Annotated in this window: 15 protein-coding genes; 6 read left to right on the top strand and 9 right to left on the bottom strand. The window is 38.3% G+C overall.

From position 1 onward, the window contains the following. Positions 1 to 41: 41 nt before the first annotated feature. The 4 genes from ruvX to rsmE all read right to left on the bottom strand — a co-directional run bounded on the left by ruvX (position 42) and on the right by rsmE (position 2,861). Positions 42 to 461, bottom strand: a complete 420-nt coding sequence (gene ruvX / locus CUB63_RS16305; protein WP_006534822.1) for a Holliday junction resolvase RuvX — start codon at positions 459 to 461, stop codon at positions 42 to 44. Next, positions 461 to 1,024 (bottom strand): YqgE/AlgH family protein, encoded by a 564-nt coding sequence (locus CUB63_RS16300; protein WP_023581015.1) that lies wholly within the window; start codon positions 1,022 to 1,024, stop codon positions 461 to 463. Before CUB63_RS16300 ends, ruvX begins: the two co-directional genes overlap by 1 nt. A gap of 138 nt (positions 1,025 to 1,162) precedes the next feature. After that, a complete protein-coding gene (gene gshB, locus CUB63_RS16295) occupies positions 1,163 to 2,119 on the bottom strand; it encodes a glutathione synthase (protein WP_023581014.1) in 957 nt (318 codons plus the stop codon). Between the two features lie 10 nt (positions 2,120 to 2,129). Continuing rightward, entirely contained in the window at positions 2,130 to 2,861 is a 732-nt protein-coding gene (gene rsmE / locus CUB63_RS16290; RefSeq protein ID WP_109848514.1) for a 16S rRNA (uracil(1498)-N(3))-methyltransferase, read from the bottom strand. Positions 2,862 to 3,112: 251 nt separating this feature from the next. Here rsmE and CUB63_RS16285 point away from each other — a divergent pair, with 251 nt between their 5' ends. After that, entirely contained in the window at positions 3,113 to 3,766 is a 654-nt protein-coding gene (locus tag CUB63_RS16285; RefSeq protein ID WP_109399044.1) for a prepilin peptidase, read from the top strand. A gap of 107 nt (positions 3,767 to 3,873) precedes the next feature. Here the strand turns inward: CUB63_RS16285 and CUB63_RS16280 are convergent, their stop codons facing one another. Both CUB63_RS16280 and CUB63_RS16275 read right to left on the bottom strand, forming a co-directional pair. Next, positions 3,874 to 4,542, bottom strand: coding sequence for a DsbA family protein (locus CUB63_RS16280; RefSeq protein WP_109848513.1), 669 nt, complete (start codon positions 4,540 to 4,542; stop codon positions 3,874 to 3,876). Continuing rightward, on the bottom strand, positions 4,530 to 5,402 hold the full coding sequence (locus CUB63_RS16275) for an MBL fold metallo-hydrolase (RefSeq protein WP_006534812.1): 873 nt from the start codon (positions 5,400 to 5,402) through the stop codon (positions 4,530 to 4,532). The genes CUB63_RS16280 and CUB63_RS16275 overlap by 13 nt, the downstream gene beginning before the upstream one ends. 105 nt (positions 5,403 to 5,507) lie before the next feature. On the opposite strand from CUB63_RS16275, the gene CUB63_RS16270 reads away from it, so the two are divergent. After that, positions 5,508 to 6,428, top strand: coding sequence for a LysR family transcriptional regulator (locus tag CUB63_RS16270; protein ID WP_109396335.1), 921 nt, complete (start codon positions 5,508 to 5,510; stop codon positions 6,426 to 6,428). Here CUB63_RS16270 and CUB63_RS16265 read toward each other — a convergent pair. Then, positions 6,405 to 7,331 carry a LysR family transcriptional regulator gene (locus CUB63_RS16265; RefSeq protein WP_109848512.1) on the bottom strand — a complete coding sequence of 309 codons (927 nt, stop codon included), beginning with the start codon at positions 7,329 to 7,331 and terminating at the stop codon, positions 6,405 to 6,407. The genes CUB63_RS16270 and CUB63_RS16265 overlap by 24 nt on opposite strands. A 112-nt stretch (positions 7,332 to 7,443) precedes the next feature. Between CUB63_RS16265 and lysA the strand changes: the two genes are divergently transcribed. Beyond that, a complete protein-coding gene (lysA, locus tag CUB63_RS16260; RefSeq protein WP_109848511.1) occupies positions 7,444 to 8,685 on the top strand; it encodes a diaminopimelate decarboxylase in 1,242 nt (413 codons plus the stop codon). A 108-nt stretch (positions 8,686 to 8,793) separates the two neighbouring features. Here lysA and fadE read toward each other — a convergent pair whose 3' ends face one another. After that, positions 8,794 to 11,241 (bottom strand): acyl-CoA dehydrogenase FadE, encoded by a 2,448-nt coding sequence (gene fadE, locus CUB63_RS16255; protein ID WP_109848510.1) that lies wholly within the window; start codon positions 11,239 to 11,241, stop codon positions 8,794 to 8,796. Positions 11,242 to 11,479: 238 nt separating this feature from the next. Here fadE and lpcA point away from each other — a divergent pair, with 238 nt between their 5' ends. Beyond that, positions 11,480 to 12,058, top strand: a complete 579-nt coding sequence (gene lpcA / locus CUB63_RS16250) for a D-sedoheptulose 7-phosphate isomerase (protein ID WP_006534804.1) — start codon at positions 11,480 to 11,482, stop codon at positions 12,056 to 12,058. A gap of 53 nt (positions 12,059 to 12,111) precedes the next feature. After that, positions 12,112 to 12,879 carry a class II glutamine amidotransferase gene (locus CUB63_RS16245; protein ID WP_109399037.1) on the top strand — a complete coding sequence of 256 codons (768 nt, stop codon included), beginning with the start codon at positions 12,112 to 12,114 and terminating at the stop codon, positions 12,877 to 12,879. On the opposite strand, the gene CUB63_RS16240 is transcribed toward CUB63_RS16245, so the two are convergent. Next, on the bottom strand, positions 12,850 to 13,617 hold the full coding sequence (locus CUB63_RS16240; protein ID WP_109848509.1) for a L,D-transpeptidase family protein: 768 nt from the start codon (positions 13,615 to 13,617) through the stop codon (positions 12,850 to 12,852). The genes CUB63_RS16245 and CUB63_RS16240 overlap by 30 nt on opposite strands. Positions 13,618 to 14,032: 415 nt before the next feature. Here CUB63_RS16240 and CUB63_RS16235 point away from each other — a divergent pair, with 415 nt between their 5' ends. Beyond that, on the top strand, positions 14,033 to 15,373 hold the full coding sequence (locus tag CUB63_RS16235; protein ID WP_109848508.1) for a Na(+)-translocating NADH-quinone reductase subunit A: 1,341 nt from the start codon (positions 14,033 to 14,035) through the stop codon (positions 15,371 to 15,373). Positions 15,374 to 15,376 lie beyond the last annotated feature (3 nt).

Here is a 15,376-nt window from a genome sequence, read left to right as displayed (position 1 = left end):
CGAGATTAATAAGAACAGTCGTTTTACATGACTGGCACTTGTTAGCATTGCTGTTCAAACCAGCTTTCAAGAATAATAACGGCAGACGCTGCATCTACACTGCCTTTATCTAAGGAACGGTATCCACCTCGTTCAAAAAGATGAGCGCGAGCTTCTACGGTGCTAAGGCGTTCATCATGCAATGCAATTTGTACCCCAAACCGACCATGAAGGCGATTAGCAAACTTTTTGGCTTGAGCTGTGACTAACTGTTCGGTGCCATCCATATTAAGAGGTAAGCCGACAACCACTAAGTCAGGTTGCCACTCTTTTATGATTTTTTCAATTTGAGCCCAATCAGGAATACCATCTTTTGCTTTAAATGAAGCTAAAGGTCTTGCTGTTCCTGTAATTTCTTGACCGATAGCGACGCCAATACTTTTAGTACCGAAATCGAATCCCATTACCGTTTTGTTTGACATTATGCGTGACCCGCTATCGGTGAAATGGTGTGGATATTAATTCCAATTAATTCAGCGGCTTTATGCCAACGTTCAGCAATAGGAGTATCAAAAATAATTTGAGGTGAGGCTTCAACGGTTAGCCAGCTATTTTCTAAAATTTCTTTCTCTAATTGGCCTTGTTCCCAACTAGAATAACCTAGAGAGACCAATGTTTTTTCTGGTTGTCTTGCTGTGCCCAAGGTTTCTAATACATCTTTGGATGTTGTGATCATGGTGCTATCACTGATTTTTATGCTAGAGCTAAAACCGGACACCGGAGTATGTAAGATAAAACCATGCTCTTCTGCAACTGGGCCTCCTGACATCACAGGTTTTTGTAAGCTAATCGCTTCGTCTCTGTCCGTTGAAAAAATTTCCAGTTGATCTAATACGCCTTCCACTGAGATATCTTCGATAGGTTTATTAATAATTAAGCCCATCGCACCGTTTTCATTATGTTCGCAAACATAGACGACCGAACGCTCAAATAACGGATCGCTCAATGAAGGCATAGCAATAAGAAAATGGTTAAGTAAATTCATAATAGTAATACTGTTCCCTGATTATTTTTAGTAAAAAACCTAGCCCTTTTATACATTGTATTTCTTAATGTACACCACTTATTTATATGTAGGGGCTAGGTTCAGACTTTTAAACCCTTTAATGAGAGTGTCTAAAAGTTAGTTTTTTTTGTTTAAGCGTACTTCAATCGCATCCATTAGCATGCCTGTTATAGATACATCAGGATAAGCCGCTTCAATTTCACGCGCACAAGTTGGGCTTGTGACGTTAATTTCAGTCAAGCGATCGCCAATAACATCTAAGCCAACAAAAATAAGGCCCTTTTGCTTAAGAATAGGTGCAACTTGACGGGCTATTGCCCAATCACTTTCTGTTAATGGACGTGCTTCACCTCGGCCACCAGCCGCTAAGTTGCCTCGTGTTTCACCTTTCGCAGGAATTCGAGCTAAGCAATAAGGCACCGGTTCGCCATCAACAACAAGAATACGTTTGTCGCCGTTAACAATTTCAGGTAGGAAATTTTGTGCCATACAAAAACGATGACCATGTTCTGTCAATGTTTCAATAATAACACCTACATTTGGATCATCTTTTTTCAAGCGGAAGATTGATGCTCCACCCATACCATCTAGTGGTTTGAAAATAACATCACCGTGTTTTTCATGGAAAGCACGTAAATGTTTAGCTTCACGAGTGACTAATGTGTCTGGTGTTAATGTTGGGAACCATGCAGTAAAGAGTTTTTCATTACAGTCACGTAAACTTTGAGGCTTATTAACTATCAGTGTTCCCATATCTTCAGCGCGTTCTAAAATATAGGTTGCGTAGATAAATTCGGTATCAAAAGGCGGATCTTTACGCATTAAAATGGTATCTAGTTCACCCAAAGCAATATCTTGCTCTTGACCAAACTCAAACCATTTTTCTGGGTTTTCTTCTACGCTGAGTAAACGAGTGTGAGCGCGTGCTTCACCTTGGTGTAGGTAAAGATCGTTCATCTCCATATAATGAATTTCCCAGCCACGACGTTGTGCTTCTAACAGCATGGCAAAGCTGGTGTCTTTTTTGATTTTGATGGATGAAATTGGGTCCATCACAATACCTAATTTAATCATTACTTCTCCTTTATCCCAGATCGCCGAACCGAACCTGTAAAGCGGTGATTGCGGTGAGTGCTGTTGTTTCAGTTCTTAATACACGAGGACCTAATAAAATATCAGTAAAATTGTGCTCTGCTGTCATAGCGATTTCTTCAGGGGAAAGTCCCCCCTCAGGGCCAATCAACAAGCGCACTTTTTTAACAGGTAAGGGTAAGGTATTAATACGTTGGTTAGCCCGAGGATGTAAATTGAGTTTTAAACTACCATCATCTTGAGCACACCATTCTTCTAATGACATCACTGGCATTAATTGTGGGATGCTATTTCTACCACATTGCTCGCATGCCGAGATAATAATTTTTTGCCATTGCTGATGTTTTTTCTCTAAACGGCTAGGGTCAAGTTTAACACCACAGCGTTCTGAGATCAGTGGTGTGATCGTATTAACCCCTAACTCAACTGATTTTTGAATAGTAAACTCCATTTTCTCGCCTCGTGAAAGCACTTGCCCTAAATGGAGGTCGAGAGGGGATTCTTTATCATCAACAATGCCTACATTAACTTGCACTGTGACTGACTTTTTTGTGCTTTCTATGATTTCAGCATCAAATACCTGATTTGAACCATCGAATAGAGCCAGTTTTTGCCCAGTAGACATTCTTAATACACGCCCAACATGATTAGATGCTTCTTCACCTAATATTGTTTGAGTACCTGCTGTGAGTGGTTCTGGATGATAAATGCGAGGAATACGCATAACGTGAAACCCTTACGTAAAAGATGGTTAACCGTGATAAATAAAATATGTGATATGCATCATACGCATGACATTATGGCATGCAAGTTATCACTTTGCTTTTGTTGTTATTATAGCGTGGATCTTATTGCGTGTTTTGTCGCAAAATTTCATGTTTTCATCGTTATTATAAAGAAAATTCTCGGTATCAAATAAATCCTCTTATACAGTCATTTAACAAGGATAACGAGGTATCTAAGGAGTAGATATTTATGCCATTAAGCCGTTGTTGTTTTATAAAAATACCTTTACTTTCTTTTTTGCATGATTTTTTTGTTTTTATTAAGTTTTGTCTGCCTTTTTCACTATTATTTCTGTTACCTAAAACCCGCCGTAAACAACTTGCTATAAGCTATATTATTGTTTGTTTATATTGGTTTGTTTCAATTAATTCGCTTTCATTATTGATATTATTTTCTATATTAAGCTTTTATTTGTTAATACTCTCTTTCTTTGATGCGGACTATTTTCTTCTGCCTAATACATTGACTTATTGGTTAATATTTTTAGGGTTGTTGTGTAATTATACTGCATATGGATTAGTGCCTTTCGATCATGCTTTTTATGGTTTTTTAGGTGGTGTAGGGCTTTTTTATGGCATCTATCTGTGGGGATATTTTATCTGCCAAAAATGTGTTTTAGGTTTTGGTGATGTGAAATTATTTGGGGCTATTGGTGCATGGTGTGGATTAGAAAAGTTGCCCTATATTCTTTTATTAGGTTCTTTTTTAGGATTAAGTATTTATTGTGCAGTATTTATCACAACAAAAGATCGTATAGAAAAAGTGGCATTTGGTTCTTGCCTTTCATTTTCAACATTAATGGTATTAAGTTTCTACTTTTCGTCTTATCACTCCTTTAATTAATTGGTTTCAATCTTCTTGGTTAGAAAATTATAACAAGGCCACCAAAGAGTAAGAATAGAAATAAAGAAGGCAGTGTGCGGAAATTAATCAGCACACTGAAAAGGAGATCATAGATTTTCTGTTATAAATTGTTGCCAACGTTTTGTATCGCCTAAATATTTTTCAACTGGTATTAGGTGATAACCTTGAGCATCTTCAATAAATAACGTAGGAAAACCGCGACCATTAACTTGAGCCATTAATTGCTGTGTCTGGCTTAAATGTTGTTGAATTTGTGTTTCACTAATTTCAGATAGTAAGGATGCAAATTGTTCAACATCAAAGCCAAGTTTTTTCACAATAAATAACAGTGTGTCTTTATCACTGATATTTAAGCCATCAAGGTAATAGGCTTCTTGTAGTGCTTTTAATAAATAAACATCTCGCTTTCCCATTCTTTCAGCAATAAGAATGGCTGAAATAGGTAGCAGTGAGTTTAATACCATTTCAGTGTTGCCAAGAGTGTCTCGGTATGCGTGACTAAAAACTTGACCTGATAACTGGCTAATACGTTCATCAATAGGTGTGACGTGCTCTTTCCACGATTGACCACCCGTTACGGCTCTTGCAGATGTAAATAATCCACCACCATGTAACTTAATGGAATTAGGAAATGCATTGCTTACGACTTCAATCAAAGGCGCAATGCCGTAGCACCAACCACACAGAGGATCATAAACATAGTGCAATATTTTAGTACCTTGGGTATTACCTGTATTGCTTGCTACTGAGGCCACTGCATCTCTCCTTTTAGTACTTTTGCACTAAGTTCTAGGCTTGATTTATCAGCTAAATTCTGATGATTTTTTTCCATAGCTGCAATAAATTCATCTGAATTTTTCGTCTTTTCAAGATTTTTCTCAGCTTCAATTAGGTAATTCATTGTAAAGTCAACAGCTTGTAGATTGTACGTTGCTTTTGGTAAATAGTGACCAGGAATAACCGTTTTTGGGGATAGTGATTTTATTTGTTGTAACGCACTAATCCAATGTTGGCGTTCTTCCACAGTTTGAGTGTCTGCCAGCCAAACATGAATATTTTCAGAAACTAAAACACCGCCCATTACTGCATTAAGTTTTGGAACATAAAGGTATGTTCTATCTGGAGATTGTCCGTCTAACCCTTTGACTGAAATGGTTTCACCTTCTAGCGGAAAACTATCACCTTTTAGTACTTCGGGAAGGATGATTTTCTGAGGAGCATTTTCTTTAAGTACAGGCCCCCAGTAGGCAAGTTTTCCTGCTTGAGTTTCATTAATGGCTTTAATTGTGGGTTCTGTAGCAATCACTTTGGCATTTGGAAATGCATCAGTAATGACATCTAACCCAAAATAAAAATCGGGATCAGAATGGCTGATATAGATATAAGTCAGGTTTTTTCCAGAGGCTTTTATCTTATCAACTAACGCTTGTGCATCATTTTTTTGAAACTGTGCATCAATTAAAACAGCATCTTTATCACCATAAATTATTTCAGATGAAACAGGAAAAACACTCGCTTCTCCTGGGTTATAAATATCTAATGTTAAATCAGTTGCTAGTGTTGATGTTGCGAAGAACGCAGTAGTTGCAAGTGTTAAAGGCAGTAATTTTTTCATCTTTTGTTTTCTCCATAATGTTGTTGCTGACTATAATATGTTGCATAAAACAAGAGAAAAACCCTATTTTAGGCAATTAATTGTTGCGTAAATCGAGTAAATAGAATGGATAAAATAAAAGCATCAGAAGTGTTTGTAACCATTGTGAAACAAGGAAGCATGATAAAAGCGGCTGATTATCTAGGTATGTCTAGAGCCATGGTGACGCGTTATTTAAATGAAATGGAAGAGTGGGCTGGCGTGCGCTTATTGCATAGAACGACACGCAAACAAAGCTTAACATCAGTTGGTGAAATGGTTTATGAGCAGAGTTTACAGCTATTAGAAATGGCTGAACGTATTCCTGCCAATATTCCGAAAGAACGTCATCAAATCAGTGGGCTTGTTCGTATTACCAGTTCACAATCGTTAGCAAATAGTATTTTGTCAGTGGCGATATGTGAGTTTATGCAACGTTATCCTTTAATTGCGGTTGATTTACAAATTACTAATCAAACCGTGAATTTGGTGGAAGAGCGTATTGATATTGCCTTACGTATTACCAATCATCTTGAACCTAATTTAATCGCACGCTCACTAGCGACATGTCTTTCGGTAGTGTGTGCTCATAAAGATTACTTAGCAAAAAAAGGTATACCTCAAACGCCAGATGAACTGGCTCAGCATCAATGTTTAACTTACCGATTTTTTGGTCGTAGTTTGTGGGAGTTTAATTTGGGGGATGAACGTTATTCTGTGCCTGTTGGCGGTAATTTAAGTGCAAATGAATCGGTTGTTTTATTGCAAGCCACGTTAAAAGGAGCGGGCATATCGCTACAACCTTATTATTCTGCCAAACCTTATCTTGATAATGGAGACTTAGAACAAGTCTTGTCTGACTATCAAGCTCAACCCATGGGAATTTATGCGGTTTTAGCGAGCCGGCAAAATATGCCTGCCGCTGTTAGAGCATTGTTGGATTTCTTAGTTGAATGGTTTTCATCATCACCTTATTGGTTCGCTTTATCGGGCAAAAGCTTGAGTTAGTTGTTTGGGGTAATCTGATAATGCCTCTTTCATTACATCAATAAAATAGGAAACAAGTTGTGATGAAGGGCGATGTGATGGAGTAATTAAGCTGATGGTAAAGGGAATAGAAAAACTTAAAGGACGAAGACAAATAGATTTATCTATGTAATCAAGTGCGGTGATAGGGTTAACTATTGAAATGCCGATATTCTCGCTTACCATGGCACAAATAGAGGCTGCACTTTGCGTTTCCATCACGAGTTGTCGCCCAATTCCATCTTTAATAAATACGGTGTCAATTAATTGTCGGTAGCTATCATTGGCAGACAAGCTAATAAAGCGCTGACTTTGAAAATCCGCAGGGTATAACAATCGCTTTTTACATAATGGGTGAGATTTAGGTAACACAGCGACTTCATTGAGTGTAAGTATGGTTTCTTGTTGAGTTCCTGCTGGTGTTTGTGTGTGTTCAGTCAATCCTAAATCATAATGTTGAGCGGATAACCACTCTTCTAATAAAGGGGATTCTTGAGGAACGATGGTCAAGTTGACATCAGGATATGTATCTAGAAATTGTCGACATATTGAAGGTAATAATGATTGAGCAAATGCGGGCAAGCAGGTGATATTCAATTCTGCTTGGTTAAAATAGCGAATGTTTTCAGCTGCGTTAATTATTCTATCTAAGCCATAATAAGAACGTTGTACTTCCTCAAAAAAGCGTAATCCTTCAGTCGTGGGTTGTAAACGGCCTTTTATTCTATCAAATAATTTAAATGCTAATAGATGCTCGAGACGAGATAACTCTCTACTGACAGTGGGTTGTGATGTTTTTAGTAACTCTGCAGCTTCAGTAAGATTTTGAGTAGTCATCACAGCATGAAAAATTTCAATATGCCGCCAATTAAAAGGAGTTTTCATGGCCTATTCCTATATCACAAATGAATAGAGTGTAGCTTATTTGATATTTTTATTCCCTTTTAAGTTAATAAATAATGATTTTATTCACCTGTGACTTTTATGAGTAGATAACATGACAACATCAATAACTATGGCTCAATACCAATTAGCACAAACTTATGGAACGCCATTATGGATTTATCAAGGCGATACAATTTCTCAGCGTATTGCTCAGCTTAACTCTTTTGATGTGGTTCGTTTTGCTCAAAAAGCATGTTCCAATATTCATATCTTACGCTTAATGAAAGCACAGGGTGTGAAAGTTGATTCTGTTTCATTAGGGGAGATTGAACGTGCTTTAGTTGCGGGTTATCAAGGTGGTAGAGAAAAAAGTGAGATTGTTTTTACGGCTGATTTACTTGATGAAAGAACCATTGAACGTGTTGTTGAATTAGATATTCCTGTTAATGCAGGCTCTATTGATATGCTTCGTCAATTAGGTAAACGCAATCAAGGGCATGCGGTTTGGATTAGAATTAATCCCGGCTTTGGGCATGGTCATAGCCAAAAAACCAATACTGGTGGTGAAAATAGTAAGCATGGTATTTGGTATGAAGATGTGCCTGAAGCGTTAGCTGTGATCCAACAATACAATCTAACTCTAGTTGGTTTTCATATGCATATTGGCTCTGGTGTTGATTATCACCATCTTTCTAGTGTCTGTGATGCGATGGTAGAGCAAGTGCTTACCTCTCAAGTTGATATTCAAGCTATTTCGGCAGGAGGCGGATTATCAACGCCTTATCAAGAAGGGGATGCGACGGTCGATTTGGATCACTATTTTTCTTTATGGGATAAGGCTCGCCAACGTATTGCACAACATTTAGGGCATTCAATTGAGTTAGAAATTGAGCCGGGGCGTTTCTTAGTGGCTGAATCAGGTGTATTGATTTCACAAGTGAGAGCCGTTAAATCAATGGGAAGTCGTCATTATGTGCTGGTGGATGCTGGATTTAGTGATTTAATGCGCCCAGCAATGTATGGCAGTTATCATCAAATTTCAGTTTTAGATAGCCATGGTCAAATTAAACCAATGACAGAATTACAAGAAACGATTGTGGCAGGTCCTTTGTGTGAGTCTGGAGATGTTTTTACTCAGCAAGAGGGAGGTATGGTTGTTCCTCGTTTATTGCCTCAAGCACAGGTAGGTGATTATTTAGTGATTCATGATACAGGGGCTTATGGTGCTTCAATGTCATCAAATTATAATAGTCGACCACTTATTCCTGAAGTATTGATAACAGAGGGTGTTCCTCAATTAATTCGTCGTCGCCAAACAATAGAAGAGTTATTAGCATTAGAGTTAGATCTTTAATTCATTTTTTGCTTCTCAATAATTTGGTTTGGATAAAAACACCTCATGACTAAAAGTGATGAGGTGTTTGTGTTTTATCAGTGGAGATATTTCCCTTTATATCTGTTGTTAAGCAGCTTTGTCTGTTTTGATTAGGTCAGTTTTCGGCTTTTTTGCAGGCACCGCCAATGCATCAAAGTCAAATTCATCAACATTGATACTCCGTAAGCGACTCTGCTCTGCTTTGCGTAAGATATCAGCTTCTTCTTGAGTTACTCTTTTATCAGCCAGTGCTTTGTCTGCTAATTTATCTAATTGAGTAAAACTGAATTTTTTCTCGTAGAGGCGACAAATGCGGTCGAAAATAGGTTCTGCTGCCAAAATATCAAGCAATGCTTCTTCCATTAAACCATGTGGATTATGTTCACTTGGTGTTAAGAATTGGCCTCTACCAATACGATCGCGAGTTTCAGATGGTTGTTGAATAATTTGAGCCACTTTACTGTCTAGTTTATCGGATGGCAGTTTTTGCGCTTTACCTAGAGGGAAAATAATAGCGCGCATAGTACCTGCAATCATTCGGCTCGGGAAATTACGTAACAGTTCATCAATTGCATTTTCAGCTTGGTATAGACACTCTTTCACACTCCAATGCACTAATGGCAAATCGGCAGTATGACGACCTTCATCTTCATAGCGTTTTAAGACCGCAGAAGCGAGGAAGATATGGCTTAAAATATCACCCAAACGAGCAGAAATACGCTCACGACGTTTTAAACTTCCACCTAAAACTCCCATTGAAACATCAGATAATAGCGCCATATTGGCACTCAAACGGTTAATTTGTTGATAATAACGACGGGTTTCATCATTAGTGGGTGAATTACTTAATCGACCATGAGTGATACCTAACCACAAACTACGCAGGGTATTACTTACCACATGACCGATATGACCAAATAAAGCACGGTCAAAATCATGTAGGTTATTATCTCGTGCGGCTGCGATTTCATCTAATACATAAGGATGGCAACGGATAGCACCTTGACCATAAATTATCATACTACGAGTTAAAATATTGGCACCTTCAACAGTGATTGCAATAGGGGAACCTTGGTAAGAGCGAGCAACAAAGTTTGAAGGGCCAAGGCAGATCCCTTTACCACCAACAATATCCATTGCGTCGATAATGCCTCGTTGCGCTCTATGAGTACAATGGTATTTGACTATGGCGGATAATACGGCAGGTTTTTCACCTAACATGATACCTGTGGTAATTAAAGTGGATGCAGCATCTAACAGATAAGCATTTCCAGCAAGGCGAGCTAATGGCTCTTCAATACCTTCCATTTTACCAATAGGAATTTTAAATTGACGACGGACACGAGAATAAGCCCCTGTTGCCATTGCTGCACTTTTTAATCCACCAGTAGAGTTTGATGGTAATGTTATGCCACGTCCAACAGAGAGACATTCCACTAGCATTCTCCACCCTTGCCCTGCCATTTTTGGTCCACCAATAATGTAATCGATAGGAACAAAAACATCTTTACCGCGAGTCGGTCCATTCATAAATGGCACGTTTAATGGGAAATGACGATGACCGATTTCAACACCTTTGACATCAGTTGGAATTAACGCGCAGGTAATACCTGGGTTTTCGTCATTGCTTAATAGATGGTCAGGATCACGCAATTTAAACGCTAGTCCTAATACGGTCGCGATAGGCGCAAGCGTGATATAGCGTTTATTCCAATTTAAGCGAATACCTAATATTTGCTCACCTTGCCATTCACCCATACAGACAACGCCACTGTCAGGGATAGCACCAGCATCAGAACCAGCTTCAGGGCTTGTTAAGGCAAAGCAAGGAATTTCATCCCCTTTGGCTAAACCAGGTAAATAGCGTTTTTTCTGTTCATCAGTACCGTAGTGTTGTAATAGTTCACCAGGGCCTAAGGAGTTAGGTACACCAACTGTGATGGCTAAAATACCAGATACCCCAGCTAATTTTTGCAATACACGAGATTGTGCATAGGCAGAAAACTCTAATCCGCCGTACTCCTTTTTAATGATCATCGCAAAGAAGCGATTATCTTTGAGGTATTGCCAAATTTCAGGAGGTAAGTCAGCGAGTTCATGAGTGATTTCAAAGTCATTTGTCATGCGACAAACTTCTTCTACTGGACCATCAAGAAAAGCTTGTTCTTCAGCCGTTAGCTGTGGTTTAGGGTAATTATGAAGTTGTTTCCAATCTGGAGCACCACGGAAAAGTTCACCTTCCCACCATGTTGTTCCTGCATCAATGGCTTCTTGTTCTGTTTTAGACATAGAAGGCATGACTTTTTGAAATGCTTTAAGTGCGGGTACTGAGATATAGGCTCTACGAATAGAAGGGATAGTAAAGGGTAATAAAACCAATGCAACGGGAAGGAGTAACCAGTAACTCCAAATATTGGTGAGACCCATAACTAATGTATAAGCAATAAGCGCGAAACTACTTACTGCGATACTGAATTTGCGATAACTAAGTACGCCAATAAGAACAATAAAAAGTACGATACTGAGTAGTGTCATAATAAACTCCTGCATTTACCAAGAGATCAGAGGTCAGACCTGTTGTTTGTTATTTAGATCTAATTCAGTCACCAACTTTTATCAATATATTTACATTCTAATTACAATATAGCTCACAATTTATTCGTAAATGAGAGAAGTTAGCATTTGTCGATCATAGGTATCTTCTTTCATGACATTTAATCCGTTACACTGAGAAACAGAAAATTTCGATTACCCTTTCTGGAGTAAAAATCCTATGTACCAAGATCTTATCCGTGGTGAGTTAACAGAAGCAGCAGATACCCTTTCTCGCTTTCTTCAAGATGATGCAAACATTGAAGCTATTCAAAAAGCGGCTGTATTATTAGCAGATTCTTTTAAAGCTGGTGGCAAAGTATTATCTTGTGGTAATGGTGGTTCTCATTGTGACGCCATGCACTTTGCAGAAGAATTAACTGGACGTTACCGCGAAAATCGCCCTGGCTATCCTGCTATTGCTATCTCAGATGTAAGCCATATTTCATGTGTAAGTAATGATTTTGGCTATGAATATATCTTCTCTCGTTATGTTGAAGCTGTGGGTAAAGAAGGTGACGTTCTGCTAGGTATTTCAACCTCAGGTAATTCAGGCAATATCATCAAAGCAATTAGTGCTGCACGAGAAAAAGGCATGAAAGTCATTACTCTGACAGGTAAAGACGGTGGCAAAATGGACGGTACAGCGGATATTGAAATTCGCGTTCCTCATTTTGGTTATGCTGATCGCATTCAAGAAATCCATATCAAAGTTATCCATATTCTGATCCAATTAATTGAAAAAGAAATGGAAAAATAATTTGTTGATATTGCTATAAATTAGTAATAAACATCGGCAAGAAGGAGTGAGCGATGTGTGAATTGTTAGGCATGAGTGCAAATGTACCGACAGATATTAATTTCAGTCTAAGTGGGTTAATTCCAAGAGGGGGCAAAACAGGGCCTCATAAAGATGGTTGGGGAATTACTTTCTACGAAGGATTAGGATGCCGTACATTTAAAGATCCTCAAGCTAGCGCAATTTCGCCAGTCGCTCGCTTCGTGCAAGAATATCCAATTAAATCAGAGGCAGTGGTCGCTCATATTCGTCAAGCGAATCGAGGGAATGTCTCTTTAGAAAATACCCATCCTTTTACCCGTGAATTATGGGGAAAAAATTGGACTTATGCGCATAATGGTCAACTAAAAGGTTATCAATCTCTTGAAACAGGGCGCTTTAGAGCCATCGGTCAAACAGACAGTGAAAAAGCTTTTTGCTGGATCTTAAATCAGCTCGAGAATCGTTATAAACGAACCCCTGTGAATTGGCCAGCTGTATTTCGTTTTATTGCTGTTTTAGCCTCTCAATTAAAGCAAAAAGGGGTTTTTAATATGCTGTTGTCAGATGGCCGATTTGTAATGGCATATTGTTCAACGAATTTACACTGGATCACACGTAAAGCGCCTTTCGGCAAAGCCAAATTACTTGATCAAGATGTAGAAATCGATTTCCAGCAACACACACAATCCGATGATGTTGTTTCTGTTATTTCAACATTACCATTAACTGGAAATGAGTCTTGGCAGCGTATTCCTGCAGGTGAGTTTGTCTTATTTGATCGTGGTGTTCGTATTCTGTAACCATCTGTTTTCACTATTTTGCGATAAGTTAATTACAGGGGTTACACTATTAGGTGAAGCCAAAGTGCTATTAACGAAATAACGCCCATCTTGAACAGTAATAGATGGGATTTTTTTGTATGCTTCAACATATTGGTAGGCAGGCATAAGTTGTTGCCAAAAATCCATATCTTTTGAATACTGGTGTTTTTTCATATTTTCAGCAGTCATTTTAAATGGAAAAATATGAATGTTAATCGTAGATTGACCTCTTTGTAGCGCCAATTCAGCATACTGATAAATTTCATCCATCACAGGATCTGTCATTGCATAGCAACCTACTGATTTACATGCACCGTGGATCATTAAAAAATCGCCAGTGTATCCTTTTGATTTATCATATTGATTAGGAAATCCTAGGTTAATAGCTCGGTAAAATCGACTGTTCGGATTTAATTGTGCGAAATTAACCTGATAAAAACCCTCAGGGCTTTTTAAATCACCTTGAAACTTTTTAGGTCCAAGACCTCCAGAATAGCTACAAATAGGGTAGGTACGTACTTTTTCTAATTGTCCATCTAATTTTTCCGTATACAGTTCAAGTAAACTTTCTTCTTTGAAAATCTGAATATAGATGGGTTGACCTGTACTTTTTTTAACAGGTTTCATTAGAAAACTTAAACTGTTCTCGGCGTTAACTAATAAGGAAATTAACATTAATGTTAAAAAACTGATTAGTTGTTTTGCGTGACTGGTCATGGTTTTATCAGAAAAATAGCTTAAAATTTGTTGATAAAGTAGATCGTAGATTGCTATGAAGCAATAAATTTGTAAATTAAAATCTGATATAGTTTCTTTTCTTTTACAAAATATTCTGTATGAAATTTAATCGCTAGTCGAAAAAGATGATATTTTAATTCGGTTTATACGAGTTGTTAACGTTTCAGTCAAAATAATATTCCCATTTGCTTGAGCTAAATCACTCGAATAGTCAGACAGGTTCAGGCTGAGATGATAAAATTCAGTTCGGCGGAATAAGAGAAAATAGTAACAATTATCGGAGATAAATAACTTAGGGTTCAAAAACACCTTAAGATGTTTTTATTACAGAGTCGCTACATTTTCGGGGTGAATTTGTAGCTTAGGGTTTAACTGATAAACTTGTGCAAATCTTATGATTAAAATTAAAAAAGGACTCGACCTCCCAATTGCAGGAGCGCCTGCCCAAGTGATAGAAGACGGACCCGCGATTCGACGCGTAGCATTGCTAGGTGAAGAATATGTCGGTATGCGTCCTTCTATGATGGTTTCGGAAGGTGAGCATGTAAAAAAAGGGCAAATTCTTTTTGAAGATAAAAAGAATGCCGGTGTTGTTTTCACCAGCCCAGCTTGTGGTAAAGTCGTTGAAATTAACCGCGGCGAACGCCGTGTGTTCCAATCTATCGTTATCGAAATTGATGGCGATGAAGAAATCACCTTTAACCGTTATGATAGCTCAACGCTTTCAGACCTGACCCGCGAACAAGTCGAAACTAACCTTGTTAATTCGGGAATGTGGACTGCGTTAAGGACACGTCCTTATAGTCGTACTCCGCATTTAGGCACAACACCTGTCGCCATTTTTGTCTCTGCGATGGATACTAATCCACTAGCAGCCGATCCTATGGTTATTATAGAGCAAAATGAGAAGGCATTTAATGATGGCCTTGTTGTTTTAACTCGTTTAACCGAAGGTAAAGTCTATGTTTGTCATGGTGAAAAATCGCCGACAAAATTAAATGACGGACAAATTAGCTATAACCAATTTGCAGGCCCACATCCTGCAGGATTAGTCGGTACGCATATCCATTTCTTAGAACCTGTGAGTACTAAGAAAATGGTTTGGCATTTAAATTATCAAGATGTCATTGCTATTGGTTATCTGTTTACAACAGGTTCTTTATATACAGAACGTGTTGTTGCATTAGCCGGCCCTCAAGTAAAAGCACCTCGTTTAGTGCGTACTTATTTAGGGGCTGATCTCTATGAGTTAACGAAAGATCAATTAGTTGATGGTGAGAATCGCATTATTTCTGGCTCTGTATTATGGGGATGGAAATCTGATAAGGCTCATCACTATTTAGGTCGTTTCCATAACCAAGTTTCTGTATTGCGTGAAGGTCGTGATAAAGAGTTATTTGGTTGGGGTATGCCAGGTAGCGATAAATTTTCTATCACGCGTACAACTATCGGTCACTTCTTAAAAAATAAACGCTTTGCATTTACAACCACAATGAATGGTGGTGAACGTTCGATGGTACCAATTGGTAACTATGAGCGAGTGATGCCTTTAGACATTATGGCAACGCATTTATTACGTGATTTAATTGTAGGTGATACTGACAGTTCTCAAGCTTTAGGTTGTTTGGAATTGGATGAAGAAGATTTGGGATTATGTACTTATGTTTGCCCAAGCAAATATGAGTATGGCCCAGCACTGCGCCAAGTATTGACCAAAATTGAGCAGGAAGGGTAACTC

Source organism: Proteus penneri (genome assembly GCF_003144535.1).
In the GTDB taxonomy this organism is placed as follows: Bacteria; Pseudomonadota; Gammaproteobacteria; order Enterobacterales; family Enterobacteriaceae; genus Proteus; species Proteus penneri.
The sequence above is the reverse complement of the archived record's forward strand: the minus strand, read 5'-3'. Positions and strand labels throughout refer to the sequence as shown.